At 59.9% G+C, this 17,594-nt stretch carries 14 protein-coding genes; 3 read left to right on the top strand and 11 right to left on the bottom strand.

Annotated elements, in window-relative coordinates; genetic code table 11:
- The first annotated feature begins 40 nt into the window (after window positions 1-40).
- Genes D3Z90_RS08085 through D3Z90_RS08075 form a run of 3 tightly spaced genes read left to right on the top strand, consistent with a single transcriptional unit; the run spans window position 41 to window position 5,516 of the window.
- The gene (locus tag D3Z90_RS08085; RefSeq protein ID WP_136475240.1) at window positions 41-1,282 is read left to right on the top strand and encodes an exonuclease SbcCD subunit D C-terminal domain-containing protein; all 1,242 of its coding nucleotides are present in this window, start codon (window positions 41-43) and stop codon (window positions 1,280-1,282) included.
- Window positions 1,279-4,926 carry an AAA family ATPase gene (locus tag D3Z90_RS08080; RefSeq protein WP_136475239.1) on the top strand — a complete coding sequence of 1,216 codons (3,648 nt, stop codon included), beginning with the start codon at window positions 1,279-1,281 and terminating at the stop codon, window positions 4,924-4,926. Before D3Z90_RS08085 ends, D3Z90_RS08080 begins: the two co-directional genes overlap by 4 nt.
- A complete protein-coding gene (locus D3Z90_RS08075) occupies window positions 4,923-5,516 on the top strand; it encodes a glutathione S-transferase (protein WP_136475238.1) in 594 nt (197 codons plus the stop codon). The genes D3Z90_RS08080 and D3Z90_RS08075 overlap by 4 nt, the downstream gene beginning before the upstream one ends.
- Window positions 5,517-5,552: 36 nt before the next feature.
- Here the strand turns inward: D3Z90_RS08075 and D3Z90_RS08070 are convergent, their stop codons facing one another.
- The 11 genes from D3Z90_RS08070 to D3Z90_RS08020 all read right to left on the bottom strand — a co-directional run bounded on the left by D3Z90_RS08070 (window position 5,553) and on the right by D3Z90_RS08020 (window position 17,543).
- Window positions 5,553-5,735 (bottom strand): hypothetical protein, encoded by a 183-nt coding sequence (locus D3Z90_RS08070; RefSeq protein ID WP_136475237.1) that lies wholly within the window; start codon window positions 5,733-5,735, stop codon window positions 5,553-5,555.
- Between the two features lie 121 nt (window positions 5,736-5,856).
- Window positions 5,857-6,993, bottom strand: a complete 1,137-nt coding sequence (locus D3Z90_RS08065) for a lactonase family protein (RefSeq protein ID WP_136475236.1) — start codon at window positions 6,991-6,993, stop codon at window positions 5,857-5,859.
- Window positions 6,959-7,249, bottom strand: a complete 291-nt coding sequence (locus D3Z90_RS08060) for a DUF5629 family protein (protein WP_136475235.1) — start codon at window positions 7,247-7,249, stop codon at window positions 6,959-6,961. Before D3Z90_RS08060 ends, D3Z90_RS08065 begins: the two co-directional genes overlap by 35 nt.
- Window positions 7,250-7,336: 87 nt before the next feature.
- Complete coding sequence (locus tag D3Z90_RS08055; RefSeq protein WP_136478895.1) at window positions 7,337-9,718, bottom strand: RND family transporter; 2,382 nt, start codon at window positions 9,716-9,718, stop codon at window positions 7,337-7,339.
- A gap of 20 nt (window positions 9,719-9,738) precedes the next feature.
- On the bottom strand, window positions 9,739-10,785 hold the full coding sequence (locus D3Z90_RS08050; RefSeq protein WP_136475234.1) for a YCF48-related protein: 1,047 nt from the start codon (window positions 10,783-10,785) through the stop codon (window positions 9,739-9,741).
- Window positions 10,786-11,041: 256 nt separating this feature from the next.
- Window positions 11,042-13,699, bottom strand: a complete 2,658-nt coding sequence (gene pepN, locus D3Z90_RS08045) for an aminopeptidase N (protein WP_136475233.1) — start codon at window positions 13,697-13,699, stop codon at window positions 11,042-11,044.
- Window positions 13,700-13,711: 12 nt separating this feature from the next.
- A complete protein-coding gene (locus tag D3Z90_RS08040; RefSeq protein WP_136475232.1) occupies window positions 13,712-14,542 on the bottom strand; it encodes a DUF2797 domain-containing protein in 831 nt (276 codons plus the stop codon).
- Window positions 14,539-14,799 (bottom strand): YeaC family protein, encoded by a 261-nt coding sequence (locus D3Z90_RS08035; protein ID WP_136475231.1) that lies wholly within the window; start codon window positions 14,797-14,799, stop codon window positions 14,539-14,541. The genes D3Z90_RS08040 and D3Z90_RS08035 overlap by 4 nt, the downstream gene beginning before the upstream one ends.
- A 13-nt stretch (window positions 14,800-14,812) precedes the next feature.
- On the bottom strand, window positions 14,813-15,685 hold the full coding sequence (locus D3Z90_RS08030) for a rhomboid family intramembrane serine protease (RefSeq protein ID WP_136475230.1): 873 nt from the start codon (window positions 15,683-15,685) through the stop codon (window positions 14,813-14,815).
- Window positions 15,682-16,656: a metallophosphoesterase gene (locus tag D3Z90_RS08025; protein WP_178084174.1), complete on the bottom strand. Its 975-nt coding sequence runs from the start codon at window positions 16,654-16,656 to the stop codon at window positions 15,682-15,684. Before D3Z90_RS08025 ends, D3Z90_RS08030 begins: the two co-directional genes overlap by 4 nt.
- The gene (locus D3Z90_RS08020; RefSeq protein WP_136475228.1) at window positions 16,653-17,543 is read right to left on the bottom strand and encodes an NAD(+) kinase; all 891 of its coding nucleotides are present in this window, start codon (window positions 17,541-17,543) and stop codon (window positions 16,653-16,655) included. The genes D3Z90_RS08025 and D3Z90_RS08020 overlap by 4 nt, the downstream gene beginning before the upstream one ends.
- Between the last annotated feature and the right edge of the window lie 51 nt (window positions 17,544-17,594).

Raw genomic sequence — 17,594 nt, 5'->3', positions numbered from 1 at the left:
GACGCCCCAAGCGTTGCGCCAGTAATCTGCGGAACCCTTCATGCGTCTGTTTCACACCTCCGACTGGCACCTGGGACAAGCCCTGCATGGCCAGGAACGCGACTTCGAACACGGCTGTTTCCTTGACTGGTTGCTTGGCCAACTCAAACTGCGCCAACCGGATGCGCTGCTGATCGCGGGCGACATTTTCGACACGGTCAACCCGCCGGTCAAAGCCCAGGAACGGCTCTACGACTTTATCGTCCAGGCCCACGAGCAGCAGCCGAAGTTGAATATCGTGATGATTGCCGGCAACCACGACTCCGGCTCGCGCATCGAGCTGCCGGCGCCGCTGATGCGACGCCTGCGCACCCATGCTCTGGGCCGTGTGCAGTGGCTTGACGATGGCGTTCTGGACAGTGATCGCCTGCTGATCCCACTGACCAACGCCCGTGGCAAAGTGGCAGCCTGGTGCCTGGCGCTGCCCTTTCTGCGACCCGCTGAAGTCACTGGCGCGCACCTGGGCGATGACTACCTGCGCGGTATCGCCCAGGTGCATGAGCGTCTGATCGAAGCCGCGCTGGAACGGCGCAAGCCGGGCCAGGCGCTGATCGCGATCAGCCATGCACACATGGCCGGTGGCTCGGTCTCGGAGGACTCCGAACGCAGCCTGATCATCGGCAATGCCGAAGCCCTGCCCGCCAGTCTGTTCAGCAAGGACATCAGCTACGTCGCGCTCGGCCACCTGCACAAGCCCCAGCGGGTCAATCGCGAAGAACGCATCCGCTACAGCGGTTCACCCATTCCGTTGTCGTTTTCCGAAATCGCCTATCAGCACCAGATTCTCGAGATCGAACTTGAAGGCAGCCAACTGCTCAGCGTCGACTCAAGGTTGATACCTCGTGCCGTTCACCTGCAGCGACTGGGGCCGGCCCCCCTGGCAGAGATACTCGAACAACTGGCCGAACTGCCGGTGGTTGACTTGCTGGATGACCCGCAGCGCCAGCCCTGGCTGGAAGTACGCGTGCGCCTGGACGAGCCGCAGCCGGATCTGCGCCAGCAACTGGAAAGCGCCCTGCACGGCAAGGCGGTGCGTCTTGTACGTATTGGTGCTGAATACGCGGGGAACCACAGCGGTGAAGAAATCGACGCCCAAACCCTGGTGGAGCTTGGGCAGATGACGCCGCAGGAACTGTTCAGTCGGGCCTGGGCTCAGGCTTATGGCAACCCGGTGGACGAACAGACCCTGGCCGACTTCGCCCTGTTGTTACAGGACGTTCAGCAACAGGAGGAGCAGCCATGAAAATTCTTGCCATTCGCCTGAAGAACCTGGCTTCCCTGGCGGGCCCGTGCGAAATCGACTTTACCGCCGAGCCGCTGGCCAGCGCCGGCCTGTTCGCCATTACCGGCCCCACCGGCGCCGGCAAGAGCACCCTGCTCGATGCCTTGTGTCTGGCCCTGTTTGGCTCGGTACCGCGCCTGAACAATATCGGTCGCGAAACCAAGCTGCCGGAAATCGACAGTGACATTCTCACCAGCGATCCCCGCACCCTGTTGCGTCGCGGGACAGGCAGCGGTTTTGCCGAAGTCGATTTCGTCGGCATCGACGGCCGACGCTACCGAGCGCGTTGGGAAGCCAACCGCGCCCGTGACAGAGCCAATGGCAAGCTGCAAGGCAGCCGACAAAGCCTGCACGACCTGGACAGCGAGCAACTGCTGAGCAACCAGAGCAAAGGCGAATACAAGCAATTGATCGAAGCGTGCCTGGGCCTTAACTTCGAACAGTTCACCCGCGCCGTGATGCTGGCCCAAAGCGAATTCAGCGCCTTCCTCAAAGCCGATGACAAAGATCGCAGCGAATTGCTGGAAAAGCTCACCAATACAGCAGTCTACAGCCAGTTGGGACGCCGTGCCTTCAGCAAGAACAAAGAAGCCGAAGAAGCCCATAAGGCATTGAAGGACCAAGCCGCTGGGGTCATGCCGATGGCTGCCGAGGCGCGCGCCGATCTCGACCTGCGCTACGGCCAGGCCCTGGAACGCCTGAAAGGCGAACAGTCGCAACTGCGTCAGCTCGAGCTGCAACGCGCATGGCTGGATGAATTGCAGCTCCTGCAAAACCAGGTGCACACCAGCACCGATCAACTGCACAGCGCTCAACAACACAGCGCAAGTCTGCAGAGCGAACGCCTGAATCTGGCACGCCTTGAGCAGCTTGCCCCGCAGCGTCACCAGTTCTCCCGCCAGCAGGCATTGAGCCAACAGCTCGCGCCTCTGGCAGCCAGCATCAGCAGTGCAAGCCAACAGCATGGCGAGCTACAGGCACGTCAGCAACAACTGCACAGCGAACAACTGAGCGCCCAGCAGGCTCTCAGCCAGGCCTTGGCCGAACACACAGAAAGTGCTCCCCTGCTGCGCCAGGCCTTTACCGAACAGAACACCCTGGCGCGCGTGCTGGAGGAACTTGGCAACTGCCAATCACTCAAGCAGCAGGCAGACCAAGCGAGCAGCGATGGCCAGCAGCAGTTGCAGCACCTGACCGAACAGCAGCGCCTGACCCAGGAGCGCCTCGGTCAGATCAGCGAACAACTCGAGCACAGCGTCTCCCTTGCCAGCCTGGGAGACGCCTGGAACGCCTATCGCGATCGTCTGCAGCAACTGATGCAGTTGGGCAACCGCTTGAACCAGGGCCGCGCCGAGTTGCCCGCGCTACAGGACCGGGTCAATCAGAGCAGCGCAGCGCTTGAGCAACAACGAGCCGCCATCGCCTTGCTCTACCATGAAGCGCAAGCTGAACCCGAAGCATTGGCAGAGCAGATCGGCCTGCTGGGCGAACTGCTGCAGAAAAATCGCCAGCAGCAGCGCGAGGTCGACGAACTCAACCATCTGTGGCGTCAGCAGCAGGATCTCGAGCAGCGCCTCACCGCCCTGCGCGAGCGCCAGCAGGCGGCCCTGAAGCAGCGTGAACAATTGATCAGCGCTGGCCTCGACGCCAAGAGCCGGCTGACGACTGCCGAACAATCCCTCACGGTCACCCGGCAGCTGCTGGAACGTCAGCGACTGGCCCGCAGCCAGAGCGTCGAAGACCTCCGTGCCCAGCTTGAAAACGACCAGCCGTGCCCGGTATGTGGCAGCCAGGAGCATCCCTATCATCAGCCCGAAGCCCTGTTGCAGAGCCTCGGCCGATACGATCAGGATGAAGAACGCAACGCCCAGAACGCGGTCGATGAGCTGAAAAAGCAACTGGACGAGTTGCGCACCCAGTTGGGCGGCATCAATGGCCAGGTCAAGGAATACCTACACCAGCAGGAGCAATTGGGCGAGCAACTGCAAGGCCTGGACCCCAAGCTGCAGGCGCACTCACTGTACAGCGTGCTGTCCGATCAGGAACCCGACCAGCGCTCGAACTGGCTGGACCTGCAATCACGTCGCCTGAGTGACGATATCAGCCGCGACGAACAGCGCCAGAGCACCCTGCTGACCCTGCAAAAAGACGCTGCACGGCTGCAACACCAGATGCAGGCCGCTAAAGATGCCGACCAACAGGCCCAGCAGCATCTGCAGCAACAGCAGCAAGCCCTGGGCGCCGATCAAGAGCGTCTGGAGCAGGAGCTGGCAAGCTTTGCCACGCTGTTACCCGCTGACACCCTCGACGAACTGCGCCGTGAACCGGCAGCAGCCTTCCTGCGTCTGGACCAACAACTGGCCCAGCGCCTGGAACTGCTGCAACGGCAAAAAGACGAGCAGGAGGAATACAGCGAGCGTCAGCAAACCTTGGACAAAGCTCAACTCCAGCAACAGGCACGAGCGCAAAAGCAGCAAGAGCTTCAGGCGCAATTCGCCGCGTTCGAGCGTCAACAACAACAGAGTCAAGCCAGCCTGAGCGGCCTGCTCGGTGAGCAACCGAGTGCAGAACACTGGCAGCAGCACCTGGAACAGTCTGTCGAGCAGGCGCGCGAGCAAGTCACCCAGGCGGGCCAACAATTGCAGCAAACCCAGGCGCAACTGATCGAACTGACCGCCGAACTGAAAGCCAAGGGCGAGCGTTTAAGCGCCCTGGAGCAAGAGCATGCCGAGGTTCGTGGGCAAATCGAGCAATGGCGCCAACAGCACCCAGAGCTGGACGACAGCGGCCTGGAACAACTGCTGGCCATGGATGATCAAGCCGTCAGTCAGCTTCGCCAGGGTTTGCAGGACAGCGAAAAGGCCCTGGAGCAAGCGCAGATCCTGCTCACCGAACGCCAGCAGCGCCTGGAACAGCACCAAGCCCTGGCCACGCTGGAAATTCCCGCCGAAGAACTGCAACAAGCCCTGCTCACGCTGCAAGAACAACTGTCTGCCAGCGAGCAGGTTTGCGCCGAACTGCGTGCCGAGCAGGCCGACGACCAGCGTCGTCAGGTGGCCAACCAGGCCTTGGCCGAGCGCCTGGCCCAGGCCTACAGCGAGTGGCAACGCTGGGCGCGACTCAACGCCCTGATCGGCTCAGCTACCGGCGACACCTTCCGCAAGATTGCCCAAGGCTACAACCTCGACCTACTGGTACACCACGCCAATGCCCAACTGCGCCAACTGGCACGGCGCTATCGCCTCAAGCGCGGCGGCAGTCTGCTCGGACTGTTGGTGCTGGATACCGAAATGGGTGATGAACTGCGCTCAGTCCACTCGTTATCCGGCGGCGAAACCTTCCTGGTGTCGCTGGCCCTGGCACTGGGCCTGGCATCGATGGCTTCGAGCACATTGCGCATCGAATCGCTGTTCATCGACGAAGGCTTCGGCAGCCTTGACCCGGAGTCGCTGCAATTGGCGATGGATGCCCTTGATGGCTTGCAGGCCCAAGGCCGCAAAGTGGCGGTAATTTCCCACGTGCAGGAAATGCACGAACGCATTCCGGTTCAGATTCAAGTACGTCGCCAGGGCAATGGCTTGAGTACCGTGGAGGTCAGCGGATGATTCTTTACTCATTCCGCCGTTGCCCCTGGGCCATGCGTGCCCGCCTGGCGCTTCACTACAGCGAATGCCCGGTGGAAACTCGTGAAGTCAGCCTCAAGGCCAAGCCGGCAGAGTTGCTTGAGCTTTCGCCCAAAGGCACGGTGCCGGTATTGAGCACGGGTGAGCAGGTGCTCGATGAAAGCCTGGATATCATGCGCTGGGCCTTGGCCTGGAATGACCCCCAAGATTGGCTACTGCACGCCGATCCACAGGCGGCGCAAGCAGCCGAGGCGCTGATTGCGCGTAACGACCGGGACTTCAAGGTACAAGTCAATCTGTACAAATACGCTGAGCGCTACCCGCAGCATTCTCGCGAGCACTATCGTCAACAGGCCGAGGTCTGGCTTGCGGAACTTGAAACGCTTTTAAGCCAGCGCCCGTACCTGCTCGCCGACCACCCCAGTCTCGCCGATGCAGCGTTACTGCCGCTAATGCGCCAGTTCGCCGGGGTCGAGCCGCATTGGTTCGCCAGTGCCCCCTACCCTCACCTGCGCGCCTGGCTACAGGACTGGCTGGACTCGGCACTGTTCAAGGCCATCATGGCGCGATGAGATGTGTGCGACCACCTGGTATTTCTACTCGTTGACTCAAGGCAGAGGCGCCTTGTGGTCGAGCGCGGCGTAGAAGTTGGCACTTTGTTGCAGGTACTTCTGGGTGTAGCTGAGGGTTGAGGATTTACGCTCGCTGATTTCAACCTGGGCGTGTGCAGGCAACACAACCGAAGCAGAAATGGCGGAAGCCGCGATGACAGGGAAAAGATTGAAATTCATGGCGCTGATCTCGAAGTCTGTGGTTTGAAATGGCCGTTGCAGGCCGTGGTTCAAACTTACGCCGCTGACGCGGCGCACAGAAATTCATTGCAGCAGTAGCCACTATCAAGGCTATCGATAGTCAATCGATGAACTTCAGATCCGAGGGCGCGCTCTGGGGCAGCTTCTGCAGGGTTTCTCCCAACATGCCGCTGCGCGGGTCGCGGCGTATCACCACAATCTCGTTACTCTTCTGATTGGCGGCCAGAAGAAACTTGCCCGTCGGATCCAGGGCGAATTCCCGCGGGTGATCCCCCTCGACGCTGCGACGCTGCACTTGCATCAGCTTGCCGGTGTCCTCATCGACGGCGAAGACCAGAAGTTCGTTGGCCGTACCCCGATTGCTGACATACAGAAAGCGTCCGTCAGCCGAAAGGTGCAAGGCACCGGCAGCCTTGGCAGAGGCATCATTCTGTTCGGTCAATGGCAAGCGCTGGCGTTCGATCAACTTGCCGTCGTTGTGCTCGAAGACCACTACCTGCGCGCTCATTTCCAGAGTCAGGTAAGCCTGTTTGCCATCGCTGCTGAACAGCAGATGACGTGGGCCGCTGCCGGGCGGCAGATCGATCGACGGCGGGTTGGCTGGGCTCAACGGATGTTTCGGACTGGCGCCGTCGTAGCGATAGATGAACACCTTGTCGGCGCCCAGGTCGCTGGCAAACACGAAATGCCCGTCTGGGGAGGGCACCACGCTATGCACATGCGGCCCGGCCTGGCGCTGCGGGTTTGCACCGCTGGCCTTGTGTCGGTCCTGCTGTACCGAGGCGGACAACTTCCCATCCTTGGCTACCGGTAATACGCTCAGGCTTCCACCAGGATCTGGCTGTACACCATAGTTGGCAACCAACAGATAACGCTGGTCATGGCTGAGGCTGGCATGGGTCGGCTCATCGCCGCCGCTGCTGATCTGGTTGAGCGGTTTCAGACCACCGTCTTTGCTGATGGCGAAACTGCTGGCCTGGCCCTTGCCAGCGCCATTTTCGTTAACGGCGAACAACAGGCGATTGTCGACCGACAACGTCAACCACGACGGATTCTCACTTTTGAGCACCTGCAACGGCTTGGCGTCGATCTGGCCACTTTCGCTATTGAATGCGTAGCGGTAGATCCCTTCGCTGGAGCCATCGGTGTAACTACCTACCAGCAGTTGCGCGCCGTGGGCGTTGACCAACACACTCATGGCACTAGCTAGCAGCAGGGTCGTCAGCTGGCGTTTCATCGTCATCCTCGTCCGGGGCGCGAAAGGCACTCATACAGACTAGTCGATGCTCGGCGGTGTCGGCAGCCAGCAACCAATCCTCGCCCTGCGCACGGGCGGCGGCGATTTGCTCAGGGGAGAAAGACCACTTCTTCAGGGCGCGGCCGTCCATGCACTCGATCTGCAGACCGCTGTCGTCGAAGGTGAAGTCGAAAGCATGCAAACCATCGATCAAGAGCATGTCGCAGGTTTGCAGGACTTGGGAAAGGGTTGTCATTTTGCACAGTATCGTCAGGTAAAAATGCATGATACCTGAAAGCATAGCGAGGCAAGTCCAGTCGACTTGCCTCGCTTGTCGATGCGCTTAGTGCGCGAAGATCGAGTTGCTGGCCTTGCCGGCCATTTTTTCTGGTTTGATCAGGAAGCGCGCCAGCGCTGGCAACAGCCACAGCGCCCCAAACATGTTCCACAGCAGCATGAAGGTCAGCATCAGGCCCATGTCGGCCTGGAACTTGATCGCCGAGAAAATCCAGGTGCACACGCCGATTGCCAGACACAGACCGGTGAACAGCACCGCCTTGCCAGTCGACTTGAGGGTCTGGTAGTAGGCTTCCTGCAATGGCAGCCCGGCACGCAGGAAGCTTTCCAGGCGACTGTAGATATAGATGCCGTAGTCGACACCAATCCCCACACCCAGCGCCACTACCGGCAAGGTTGCCACCTTCACGCCAATCCCCATGAAGGCCATCAACGCATTACCCAGCACCGAGGTCAGTACCAACGGCAGGACGATGCACAGGGTCGCAGCGAACGAGCGGAAGGTGATCATGCACATCACCGCCACGCAAATGTACACGAGGATCAGAATGGTCAGTTCCGCCGATTTGATCACTTCGTTGGTGGCCGCCTCGATGCCTGCGTTACCGGCCGCCAGGAGGAACTCCAGGCCCTCCTTGTTGTGGGTGTCGGCGAACTCCTGCACGGCTTTTACTGCACGATCCAGCGTCTCGGCCTTGTGGTCGTTGAGGAACACCAGCACCGGTGCTAGCGAGCAGTCGGCGTTGTACAGGCCATCTGCACGGGAAATCGAGCTATTGAGTACATCCGGGTTACGCGACAGGCTTTCCCATTTCAGGTTGCCTTCGTTCATACCCTTGATCATCTGCTTGGACACAGTGACCAGGGAAATTGCCGACTGCACGCCCGGGGTGTTCTCCATCTTCCACATCAACTCGTCGATCGGCGCCATGGTCGAGTAGATCGAGCACCCCTCGGTCGGGGTCTTGACCATTACCACCAACACATCCGAACTGGTCGAGTAGTTATCGATGATAAAGCTGTTGTCCTTGTTGTAGCGCGAGTCCGGACGCAGTTCCGGTGCGCCCTGGTCAAGGTCGCCGATCTTCAGATTCTGGCTGTACCACAGGCCACCACCGAAGGCCAGAAGGGCCAGGACGATGGACACCGGTGCAACTTTGGCGCTGGCGAAGTTCGACAGCAGGCGCCAGAACGGATGCTCACGAGTCGCGTCCTTTTTGCTGCGCTCAATGGCCTTCTTGCTGATACCGACATAGGAAATCGCCACCGGCAGCAGAATCAGGTTGGTGAACACGATTACCGCGACACCGATGGAGGCGCCAATGGCCAGTTCCCGGATCACGCCAATGTCGATGATCAGCAAGGTGATGAAACCCACTGCATCGGCAAGAATCGCGATCATCCCCGGCAGGAACAATTGCCGGAACGTACGGCGTGCAGCCGTCAGGGCGTTATCGGCATCACTCGATTGCAAGGCGATACCGTTGATCTTCTGCACACCGTGGGAAATACCGATAGCGAAGATCAGGAACGGCACCAGCATCGAATAGGGATCGAGCCCGAAGCCCACCGCATGCATCAGCCCCAGTTGCCAGACCACGGCGACCAGCGTCGTGATCAATACGGCAATGGTGCTGCGGATACACCAGGTGAACCAGTACAGCAGCACCCAAGTGATTACCAGGGCAATGCCAAAGAACATCACCACCATCAGCAGGCCATCGATCAGGTCACCGACCTTTTTGGCAAAACCGACAATGTGCACTTTGACATTGGGATTTTGAGCCTGGAACTTGTCGCGGATCTTCTCTTCCAACTGGTGGGAGAACTGCTGGTAGTCGAGCTTGATCAACTTGCTCTGGTCTTGCGGGTCTGGATAAGACTCCAGCAACGGCACGTCGATAATGCTCGACTTGAAGTTGTTGCCAACCAAGCGTCCGACCTGTCCGGACTTGAGTACGTTATTACGCAGTTGCTCCAGGCTATCAGCCGAACCGTCGTAGGTGTTGGGGATGACCTCGCCGCCGGCGAAACCTTCCTCGGTTACCTCGGTCCAGCGAACACTCGGGCTCCATAGCGACTTGAGCCCGGAACGGTCAACGCCGGGAATGTAGAAGACCTCGTCGTGAATCTGGCGCAAGGTCTCCATATAGTCCTTGCTGAAGATATCGCCATCTGTGGCTTCCACCGAGATGCGCACGGTGTTGCCCAGGTTGGCCAGGTCATTGCGGTGTTCGAGCATCTTCTCGATGAAAGGATGCTCGAGCGGAATCATTTTCTCGAAACTGGTCGATGGACGAATCTGCGTGGCCTGCCAGAACAGGAACACACTGACCAGCAGGCAGATCAGAATCACCACCGGGCGGTTGTTGAAGATCAGACGCTCGAGCAGCGTCGCCTTATCCTGATGGTGTTGCTGCTGATTCATGTTGAACTGCTCCTGCTGAGTCATGGCTGCACCCCTTCGGCGCCTTGGGCCGAGGCCAGATGCACACCACCCTGGCCAACCAGCACCAGGCCACCGCCGTTCTTGCCCGTGACGCCCGCCAGGGCGATACGATCGGAACGGTTGAAAACGCTAAAGGTCTGGCCGTCGTCAGTGCTGCGCAGGACGCTACCGCCATTGCCCACGAGTACCAGGCTGCCATCATCGAGAAGCGTAGCGCTTGCCAGGCCAAATTCGAGAGCACCGCGCGCGCCTTGCAGTTCGATCTTTTGCCAGTTGTCGCCGAAATCCGTGGAACGGTAGAGGTTGCCGCGCAAGCCGTAGGCCAGCAACGTACGTGGCTGAGCGGTTCCGATCACACCGAACAGTGAGCCTTCATAAGGGCCCTCGAGCTTCTGCCAGGTCTGGCCGTCATCACCGGAGCGGAACATCGTGCCTTGTTCACCGACAATGAACAGGCCAGCGTCCTTCACTTGAGCGATGCCGTTGAGATGCAGTTGATCTTCGTTGTCCAGGCGCTCAGCCACATCGTTCCATTGCTTGCCACCGTCGGTGGTTTCCAGCAACGCACCGTAGGCGCCCACGGCAAAGCCGTTGTCGCGGTCTTTGAACCAGACATCGAGCAACGGTGCTTCGCGCTTCAGGTCTTCAAATTGCTTGGTCCAGGTGACGCCGCCATCAGCGCTGACCAGAACCTGCGCGTCATGGCCAACAGCCCAGCCGTGTTTGTCGTCGACAAAATACACAGCAGTCAGCAGTTGCCGGGTCGGCACCTTGGATTGGGTCCAGGATTTGCCCTGGTCATCGGAGAAGAGAATATGGCCGCGATCGCCAACCGCGATCAAGCGAGCACCTGCGCGGGTCACGTCCAGCAACAGGCTCTTTTCGGCCTTGGCCGATTCAGTGGAGTAAACCGGCGCTGCAGACGTTGCCGCTTCGACGGTATTGGCCCACAGCCCCATTGCCAGCACCAGCGCAGCGCTGGCGGCCAACGTCCATGGGCGCGCGTGCAATGCGCCACCGGTACCTGCCATATATGGCTCGGTCATAGATCTGTTCCCCGATTATTGTTATTTGGGTCAATCTATTTGCAGGCACTGCCAAAAACCGTGTTCCAGAGCCCCGCAATAGCTGGGAGCCATCCTATCGGGGTTTGTGAAGGGCTGACAACGAACGGGACGTTATGTTTTGTTAAGCGGGGTACAACAAGCAGATAGATCAAAATCAAAAGCAGGCTCAAGTGTTTACCTGGTCACGTCCGCATAGCGGCCGTGACCAGGTAAACCCGCTTGTTTCACAAGGCGGTCAAGCCAGGCTTTTGCTGACCACTTCATAGACATCACTGGACAGCGAACCCGAGGCGAGGATGCGTTCGAGCTCTGACTTCATCAGGGCCTGACGGGCACTTTCGTACTTGCGCCAGCGGGTCAGCGGCGCCAACTGACGCGAGGCAATCTGCGGGTTGAGCGCATTGAGCTCGATCACCAGGTCCGCCAGGAAACGGTAGCCGGAGCCATCAGCGGCGTGGAAGTTGATCAGGTTCTGCCCGGCAAAGGCGCCGATCAAGGCACGAACCTTGTTCGGGTTCTTCAAGGTGAAGGCTGGGTGCTGCATCAGTGCCTTGACCCGCGCCAGACCACCCGGCAGGGTGCTGCCCGCCTGTACGCTGAACCATTGGTCCATGACCAGTGGGTTGTCCTTGAAGGTCTCAGCGAAGACCTCCAGCGCCTTGGCCCGCTCGGTTTCGAATGGCGAGTTGACCAGCACGGCCAACGCCGTCAGGCGTTCGGTCATGTTGTCACAAGCGTCGAACTGCTCCAGGGTCGCAGCCAGTACTTCTGGCTTGCCACTGAGCATCAGGTACGACAACGCAATGTTCTGCAGGCTGCGACGGGCGAAATGTTCGGCCGCGGCGACATACTCGGTGGTGCGCGAGACCCCGCGGTTTGCCTGATAACGTGCATACAACGCGTCGAACAGCTGATCGGCGATCTGCTTGCGCGCGAACTCACGGGCCGCATGAATGGCATCGACATCCGCCACTTCGCTGATTTCAGTGAGGTACGCCTCGCTCGGCAGCGAGAGCATCTCGGCGACCATGGCCTGGTCCAGTTGCTCGTTGGCCAACACTGTGCCCAAGGCGGTGAGCAGACGCTGGTCGAGTACCAGGGCTGCGCCCTGCTGATGCTGGGCAATCAGTTCCTGAAGCACCTGCACCGACAATTGCTGACCCGCTTCCCAGCGGTTGAAGCCGTCGCTGTCATGCTGCATGAGGAACATCAGCTGATCGCGGTCGTAGGGGAAGCTCAGCTTCACCGGTGCGCTGAAACCACGCAACAGCGACGGCAGCGGCTTGGCCGCGATATCGACGAAGGTAAACGTCTGCTCAGCCTCGGTCACCGACAATACCCGCGAGGTGCCGACGGCAGCCGCTTCACCTTGCAGGCGCAGTTCGATGTCGTTGCCCTGGGCGTCGAGCAGGCCCAGCTCAACCGGAATCACGAATGGTTGCTTCTCGACCTTGTCCGGAGTTGCCGGGTAGCTCTGACGGAAGGTCAGGCTGTAGGTCTGTGCGGCGCTGTCGTAGGACTCGCTGACCGCCAGCCGCGGCGTACCTGCCTGCGTGTACCAGCGCTTGAATTGGGTCAGGTCGACGCCGTTGGCATCTTCCATGGCTTTGATGAAGTCGTCGCAGGTCACTGCCTGGCCGTCATGGCGCTCAAAGTACAGATCACTGCCCTTGCGGAAACCTTCGGCACCCAGCAGCGTGCGCACCATACGCACCACTTCCGAGCCCTTTTCGTAAACCGTCAGGGTGTAGAAGTTGGAGATTTCGATGAAGCTTTCCGGGCGCACGGCGTGAGCCATGGGACCGGCATCTTCGGCAAACTGGTGGGTACGCAGGTAGGCCACATCTTCGATGCGCTTTACCGTACGTGAGTTCATGTCGGCACTGAACTCCGAATCACGGAACACCGTGAAGCCTTCCTTGAGCGACAATTGGAACCAGTCGCGACAGGTCACCCGGTTGCCCGACCAGTTGTGGAAGTACTCGTGGGCGACCACCGCCTCGACTCGCTGGTGCGCGGCGTCGGTAGCGGTTTCGGCACGGGCCAGCACGCAACTGGAGTTGAAAATGTTCAGGCCCTTGTTTTCCATCGCCCCCATGTTGAAGTCGTTGACCGCAACAATCATGAAGATGTCCAGGTCGTACTCGCGACCGTAGACTTCTTCGTCCCAGCGCATGGATTTTTTCAGGCTGGTCATGGCGTGCTGGCACTTGTCGATGTTTTCCGGCTCGACATAAATGCGCAGGGTCACGTCGCGACCCGACTGACGGGTGAACGTGTCTTCGACACACCACAGGTCACCCGCCACCAGCGCAAACAGGTAGGCCGGTTTCATGAACGGATCTTCCCAAGTTGCCCAGTGCCGGCCATCCTCCTGCGGACCGCTGCCCACCGGGTTGCCGTTGGACAGCAGCACCGGGTAGCGATGCTGCTCGGCAATCACCGTGGTGGTGAACTTGCTCATCACGTCCGGGCGATCGAGGTAGTAGGTAATCTTGCGAAAACCCTCGGCCTCGCACTGGGTGCAGAACATGCTGCCGGATTTGTACAGGCCTTCGAGCGCCGTGTTGCTCTCCGGGTGGATCTTTACGCTAGTGTCCAACTTGAAGCTGGCAGCGTTGGGCTGCAGCGTCAGGTGGCTGTCATCGAGCTGGTAATCAGCCGCTTGCAAGGCGTGGTCATCCATGGAAAAAGCCAGCAACTCAAGTTGCTGACCATCGAGCACCAGCGGCGGCAAACCGGCCCCGCGAGCGGGGTTGCGGCGCATGACCAACTGCGCGTGAACCAGGGTGTGGTCCTCGAACAGTTCGAAGGTCAGGTGCGTCTCGTCAATCAGGTAGTCGGGGGCCTGATAGTCCTTGAGGTAGATCACTTGCGGCTGTTCGGTACGCATGTGGCGGTCCTTTTACTGATGCACGGCGAGCTGATACGCCGTGTATTTGCGAATATTGATCACACCGGTATCGAAGATCAGGTACTGGCCCTTGATGCCCAGCAGCGTGCCCTCAGCCACGGGGTTCTTGTCCAGATTGAAGCTGACGATCTTGCTTGGATAAGCCTCGACCGGGTAGCGAATTTCCACCACCTCGGCATCACTCAACGGTTGCACGGCCTGTAAGCCGAACCGCTCCTGCAGTGTGCTCAGGCCTTCTGCGCAGCTGTCGAACAACTGATCGCGGATCGCCAGCAGGTCTACCGCCACGGCATCGCCCTTGAGCAGTGCCCGCCAGTTGGTGCGATCTGCAACCTGGCTACGGAACAGGTCCTCGACCAGCCCCGACTGCTGGCGGGTGGCGACCCGCACGATGGGCAAGGCCTGGCTTGCACCTTGGTCGAGCCACCGCGTCGGCAACTGGGTGGCACGGGTAATGCCGACCTTGATGCCGGAGGAGTTGGCCAGGTACACCACATGATCGGTCATGCAGAACTGCTCGCCCCATGAGGGCTCGCGGCAGGTGCCTTGATCGTAGTGGCATTTTTCCGGGGCCATGATGCACACATCGCACTGGGCCAGCTTGGTCATGCACGGGTAGCAGTAGCCCTGGCTGAAGCTGGTCTTGGTCTTGCGACCGCAGTGGTTGCAATGAATGGCACCGAGGTATTCCAGGCGCAGGGTCTTGCCGATCAGCGGATTGACCGGCACTTCCTGCTCACCCAGACGAAAAGCGTACTGCACCACAGGCGCGTCGAGACGCGCCGACATTTTACTGATGGAGCCGCGGCCAAGTTCGATCAATGGATCGCATCCGACTTGAACAGGATGTTCTCGACTGGCGCCGACTTCGACCCGCATTCCTGCGCGCCCATGTAGCCGGTGCGCTGATCTTCAGGCAAATTCTGCATTTCCCAGGCAATCACCGCTTGCAGCGACAGTTCTTTCTGCTCGGTGGTGAGCTTGCGCCCGTCCGCCCATTTGCCCAGTTCCACGGCCTGTTTCAGGCTCGCGTAGATTTCCGGGGTGATGTTTTCGATCATTTGCGCAAAAGTGGACATAGCGTCTCCCAAATCAAGCCGTAAGTTTACGCCGGGCCAGCGCCCCGCCCAAGAGCCCGCTGAGGCAACCGACCAACAACCCGCCGACATGGGCGGCGTTGGCAATCTGGCCAAAGCCCAGCAAGCTGACCAGTCCGGACAAGCACAACAGCAGCCAGACCAGCATCATTACCAGCACTCCGCGCGGCATCCTGTACACCGGGTTCGGCGCCAGCCACTGGTACAACCAGATATGCCCGAGCAAGCCATAAAGCACCCCGGACAGGCCACCAAACAGGCTCGGGCCACCGAACAGGTATTGACCAATGTTCGATACCAGGCTGAACAACAGGGTGAGACTCAGCAACGCCCAGAATCCCTGGCGCAGCTCGATACGTCGCCCCAACTCCCAATACCACAAGGCATTCATGGCCAGGTGGAGGATGCCGAAATGCACCAGCATCGGCGTAAACAACCGCCACCACTGGCCATCGGCGAGGCTTGTAGCCAACGGGATGAAGTACAGGTAATCACCCTGTACGCGAAAATCGAGAAAGGTCAGCCAGCTCAAGGTGGCGAAGTTGTCACCAAGGCCGGTCAGTCCGGCAACGATCAAACACAGCAAAAGTATCCCGGCGGTAGCCTTGCTGGCGCGCAACTGCTCGGCAAGCCGCGGCCTTGGTGGTGGCGCCAAGGCGGCATCGGCAGGCAGTTGGAAGTCAGCGTCGCCCAGAGGAAAGCGCTGGTACAACTCGCGCACATCTTCGGCAAGGTTTTCCGCCACCCACAGCACCTGCTCGCCACCTTCCTCGCTGACCCGATGTGGCACCTGCAGGCGCCGCAACAGGCCGACAAAGCCGCTCAGGTCGATGTTCAACGGCATCCGTAACACCACCACTGCACTCATTGACTGGCCTCCGGCCGATCGACATCGACCCAGACGAATTTGCGTGGGTCGATTCGAGTTTCATCATCAAGACGGTAGGCGACCAATTTGCCGTACAACACCGCGCTGTAATCCAGGCAGGCCAGGTTCGAACGAATCGGTGCCGGCTTGCCGCTGCGCCAGTAGTGGCCGACGAACAGCATCGGTTCGTCTTCACCGTAGCGCAGCAAGGCATTCTTCTGCGTGTGGCTCAACGGCGTGCTAGCCACTTTTTCGGGCAAGGCATCAGGCTGGAACACAATATCACCGTAGGTCTGCGGGTCTTCCTCCCAGAACTTGGTACGGAAGAAGGCTCGGGTCAGGCCGTCACCGCCGGTCAGGGTCAGACCATCCGGCAGGCGCATGTCGGTGCCGCGCAGCAAGCGGTTGCAGACCGTCGCCGCAAAGCTTTCAGGCTCGGCAGAAGCCTGGATGAAATGCTCGTCGATACAGCCATCGGGATGATGCTTGCGCAACGGTTCGATCAGCCGCGGGTCCCAGCAGGCATGGACCAGACGGAAGCGCCCGGCATCGAGAAACAGCGGTAGCTCGTAGAACCATTCGAGAAAATCGTGCCAATCGCCCGGATGCTGTTCGAACTGGGTCAGGGTTTCATAGATCAGGCGACCGTGGCGCGGGGTATGCTCGCGCACGAACTGCTTGCCACTTTCAGGCAAGGCCGGGGTATTCCAGCCCAGGGCGTTGTACTCATGATTGCCCATGATGCAACGAGCCTGGCCGGCATCGACCATGTCGTGGACGATATGCAACGCCTCGCGGATCCGCGGACCGCGGTCGATGATATCGCCCAGAAACAGTGCCTGGCGCTGAGCATGACGCCAGACCCCGCCCTGGCGTTTGTAACCCAAGGCATCGAGCAGGCGTTCCAGGGTATGCGCACAGCCGTGCACGTCACCAATCAGATCGTAACTACGGGCTGGATCGAGCATCACTCGCCTCCACCACCCAGGCGGCTGCCCCAGCCGAGCTTGGTCCGGCAGACCTCGTAATAATTATGATCGAGCGGATGAATCAAGCGCAGCTTCTGCGGTTTCTTGTTCACCGTAATGGTGTCGCCCGGTGCACAGGTGAAGTGGTTCTGGCCGTCACAGGAGATTTGCGGGTAGATCTGCAGATCCTTGGACACCACGATCTTCAGCTCGCTATTGCCATCGACCACGATCGGTCGCCCAGACAAGGTGTGCGGATACATCGGCACGATGACGATGGCGTCGAGTTTGGGGTGCATGATCGGCCCACCCGCCGACAAGGCGTAGGCGGTCGAGCCGGTCGGGGTGGCAACGATCAGGCCGTCGGCCTTCTGACTGCAGACAAACTGGCCATCGATGTAGATTTCGAATTCGATCATCCGCGTCGATTTGCCCGGATGCAGCACCACATCATTGAGCGCGTCGCCCTGGCCAATGGCTTCGGCGTGACGCCGAACCTCCGCCTGGAGCAGAAAGCGATTCTCCACCAGATAATGACCGTCGAGGACCTCGGCGACTTTTACTTCCAGCTCGTCGGGACGGATATCGGTCAGAAACCCGAGACTGCCGCGGTTGATGCCCAGCACCGGCGTGTTGTGCTTGGCCAGGGCCCGGGCCGCACCAAGCAGACTGCCGTCCCCGCCGACCACGATGACCAGGTCGCAGACCTCACCCAGCAACTTGCGCGAAGAGGTCTGCAGGCCGTGGCCCGGCAGTACTTCGGCGATGGTGTCCTCGAGGATGACGTGCAGATGCCGTTGCAGCAGGAATTTTTTCAGTCGGCGAACAGTATCGAGCACCTGGGAGCTACCAAGGCGGCCAATGATACCGATATTGCGAAATTGCTCCATGTGGCTCCTGCTAGGCACTACGGCGGGTAAAAAGGCGAATTGGCCAAAGAG

It is taken from the genome of Pseudomonas sp. DG56-2 (assembly GCF_004803755.1).
GTDB classification, from domain to species: Bacteria; Pseudomonadota; Gammaproteobacteria; order Pseudomonadales; family Pseudomonadaceae; genus Aquipseudomonas; species Aquipseudomonas auratipiscis.
This window is presented reverse-complemented; position numbering and strand designations above follow the sequence as displayed.

Coding starts and splice junctions, on each gene's coding strand:
- D3Z90_RS08085 (WP_136475240.1), top strand. CDS start 41: ATGCGTCTGTTTCACACCTCCGACTGGCACCTGGGACAAGCCCTGCAT.
- D3Z90_RS08080 (WP_136475239.1), top strand. CDS start 1,279: ATGAAAATTCTTGCCATTCGCCTGAAGAACCTGGCTTCCCTGGCGGGC.
- D3Z90_RS08075 (WP_136475238.1), top strand. CDS start 4,923: ATGATTCTTTACTCATTCCGCCGTTGCCCCTGGGCCATGCGTGCCCGC.
- D3Z90_RS08070 (WP_136475237.1), bottom strand. CDS start 5,735: ATGAATTTCAATCTTTTCCCTGTCATCGCGGCTTCCGCCATTTCTGCT.
- D3Z90_RS08065 (WP_136475236.1), bottom strand. CDS start 6,993: ATGAAACGCCAGCTGACGACCCTGCTGCTAGCTAGTGCCATGAGTGTG.
- D3Z90_RS08060 (WP_136475235.1), bottom strand. CDS start 7,249: ATGACAACCCTTTCCCAAGTCCTGCAAACCTGCGACATGCTCTTGATC.
- D3Z90_RS08055 (WP_136478895.1), bottom strand. CDS start 9,718: ATGAATCAGCAGCAACACCATCAGGATAAGGCGACGCTGCTCGAGCGT.
- D3Z90_RS08050 (WP_136475234.1), bottom strand. CDS start 10,785: ATGACCGAGCCATATATGGCAGGTACCGGTGGCGCATTGCACGCGCGC.
- pepN (WP_136475233.1), bottom strand. CDS start 13,699: ATGCGTACCGAACAGCCGCAAGTGATCTACCTCAAGGACTATCAGGCC.
- D3Z90_RS08035 (WP_136475231.1), bottom strand. CDS start 14,799: ATGTCCACTTTTGCGCAAATGATCGAAAACATCACCCCGGAAATCTAC.
- D3Z90_RS08030 (WP_136475230.1), bottom strand. CDS start 15,685: ATGAGTGCAGTGGTGGTGTTACGGATGCCGTTGAACATCGACCTGAGC.
- D3Z90_RS08020 (WP_136475228.1), bottom strand. CDS start 17,543: ATGGAGCAATTTCGCAATATCGGTATCATTGGCCGCCTTGGTAGCTCC.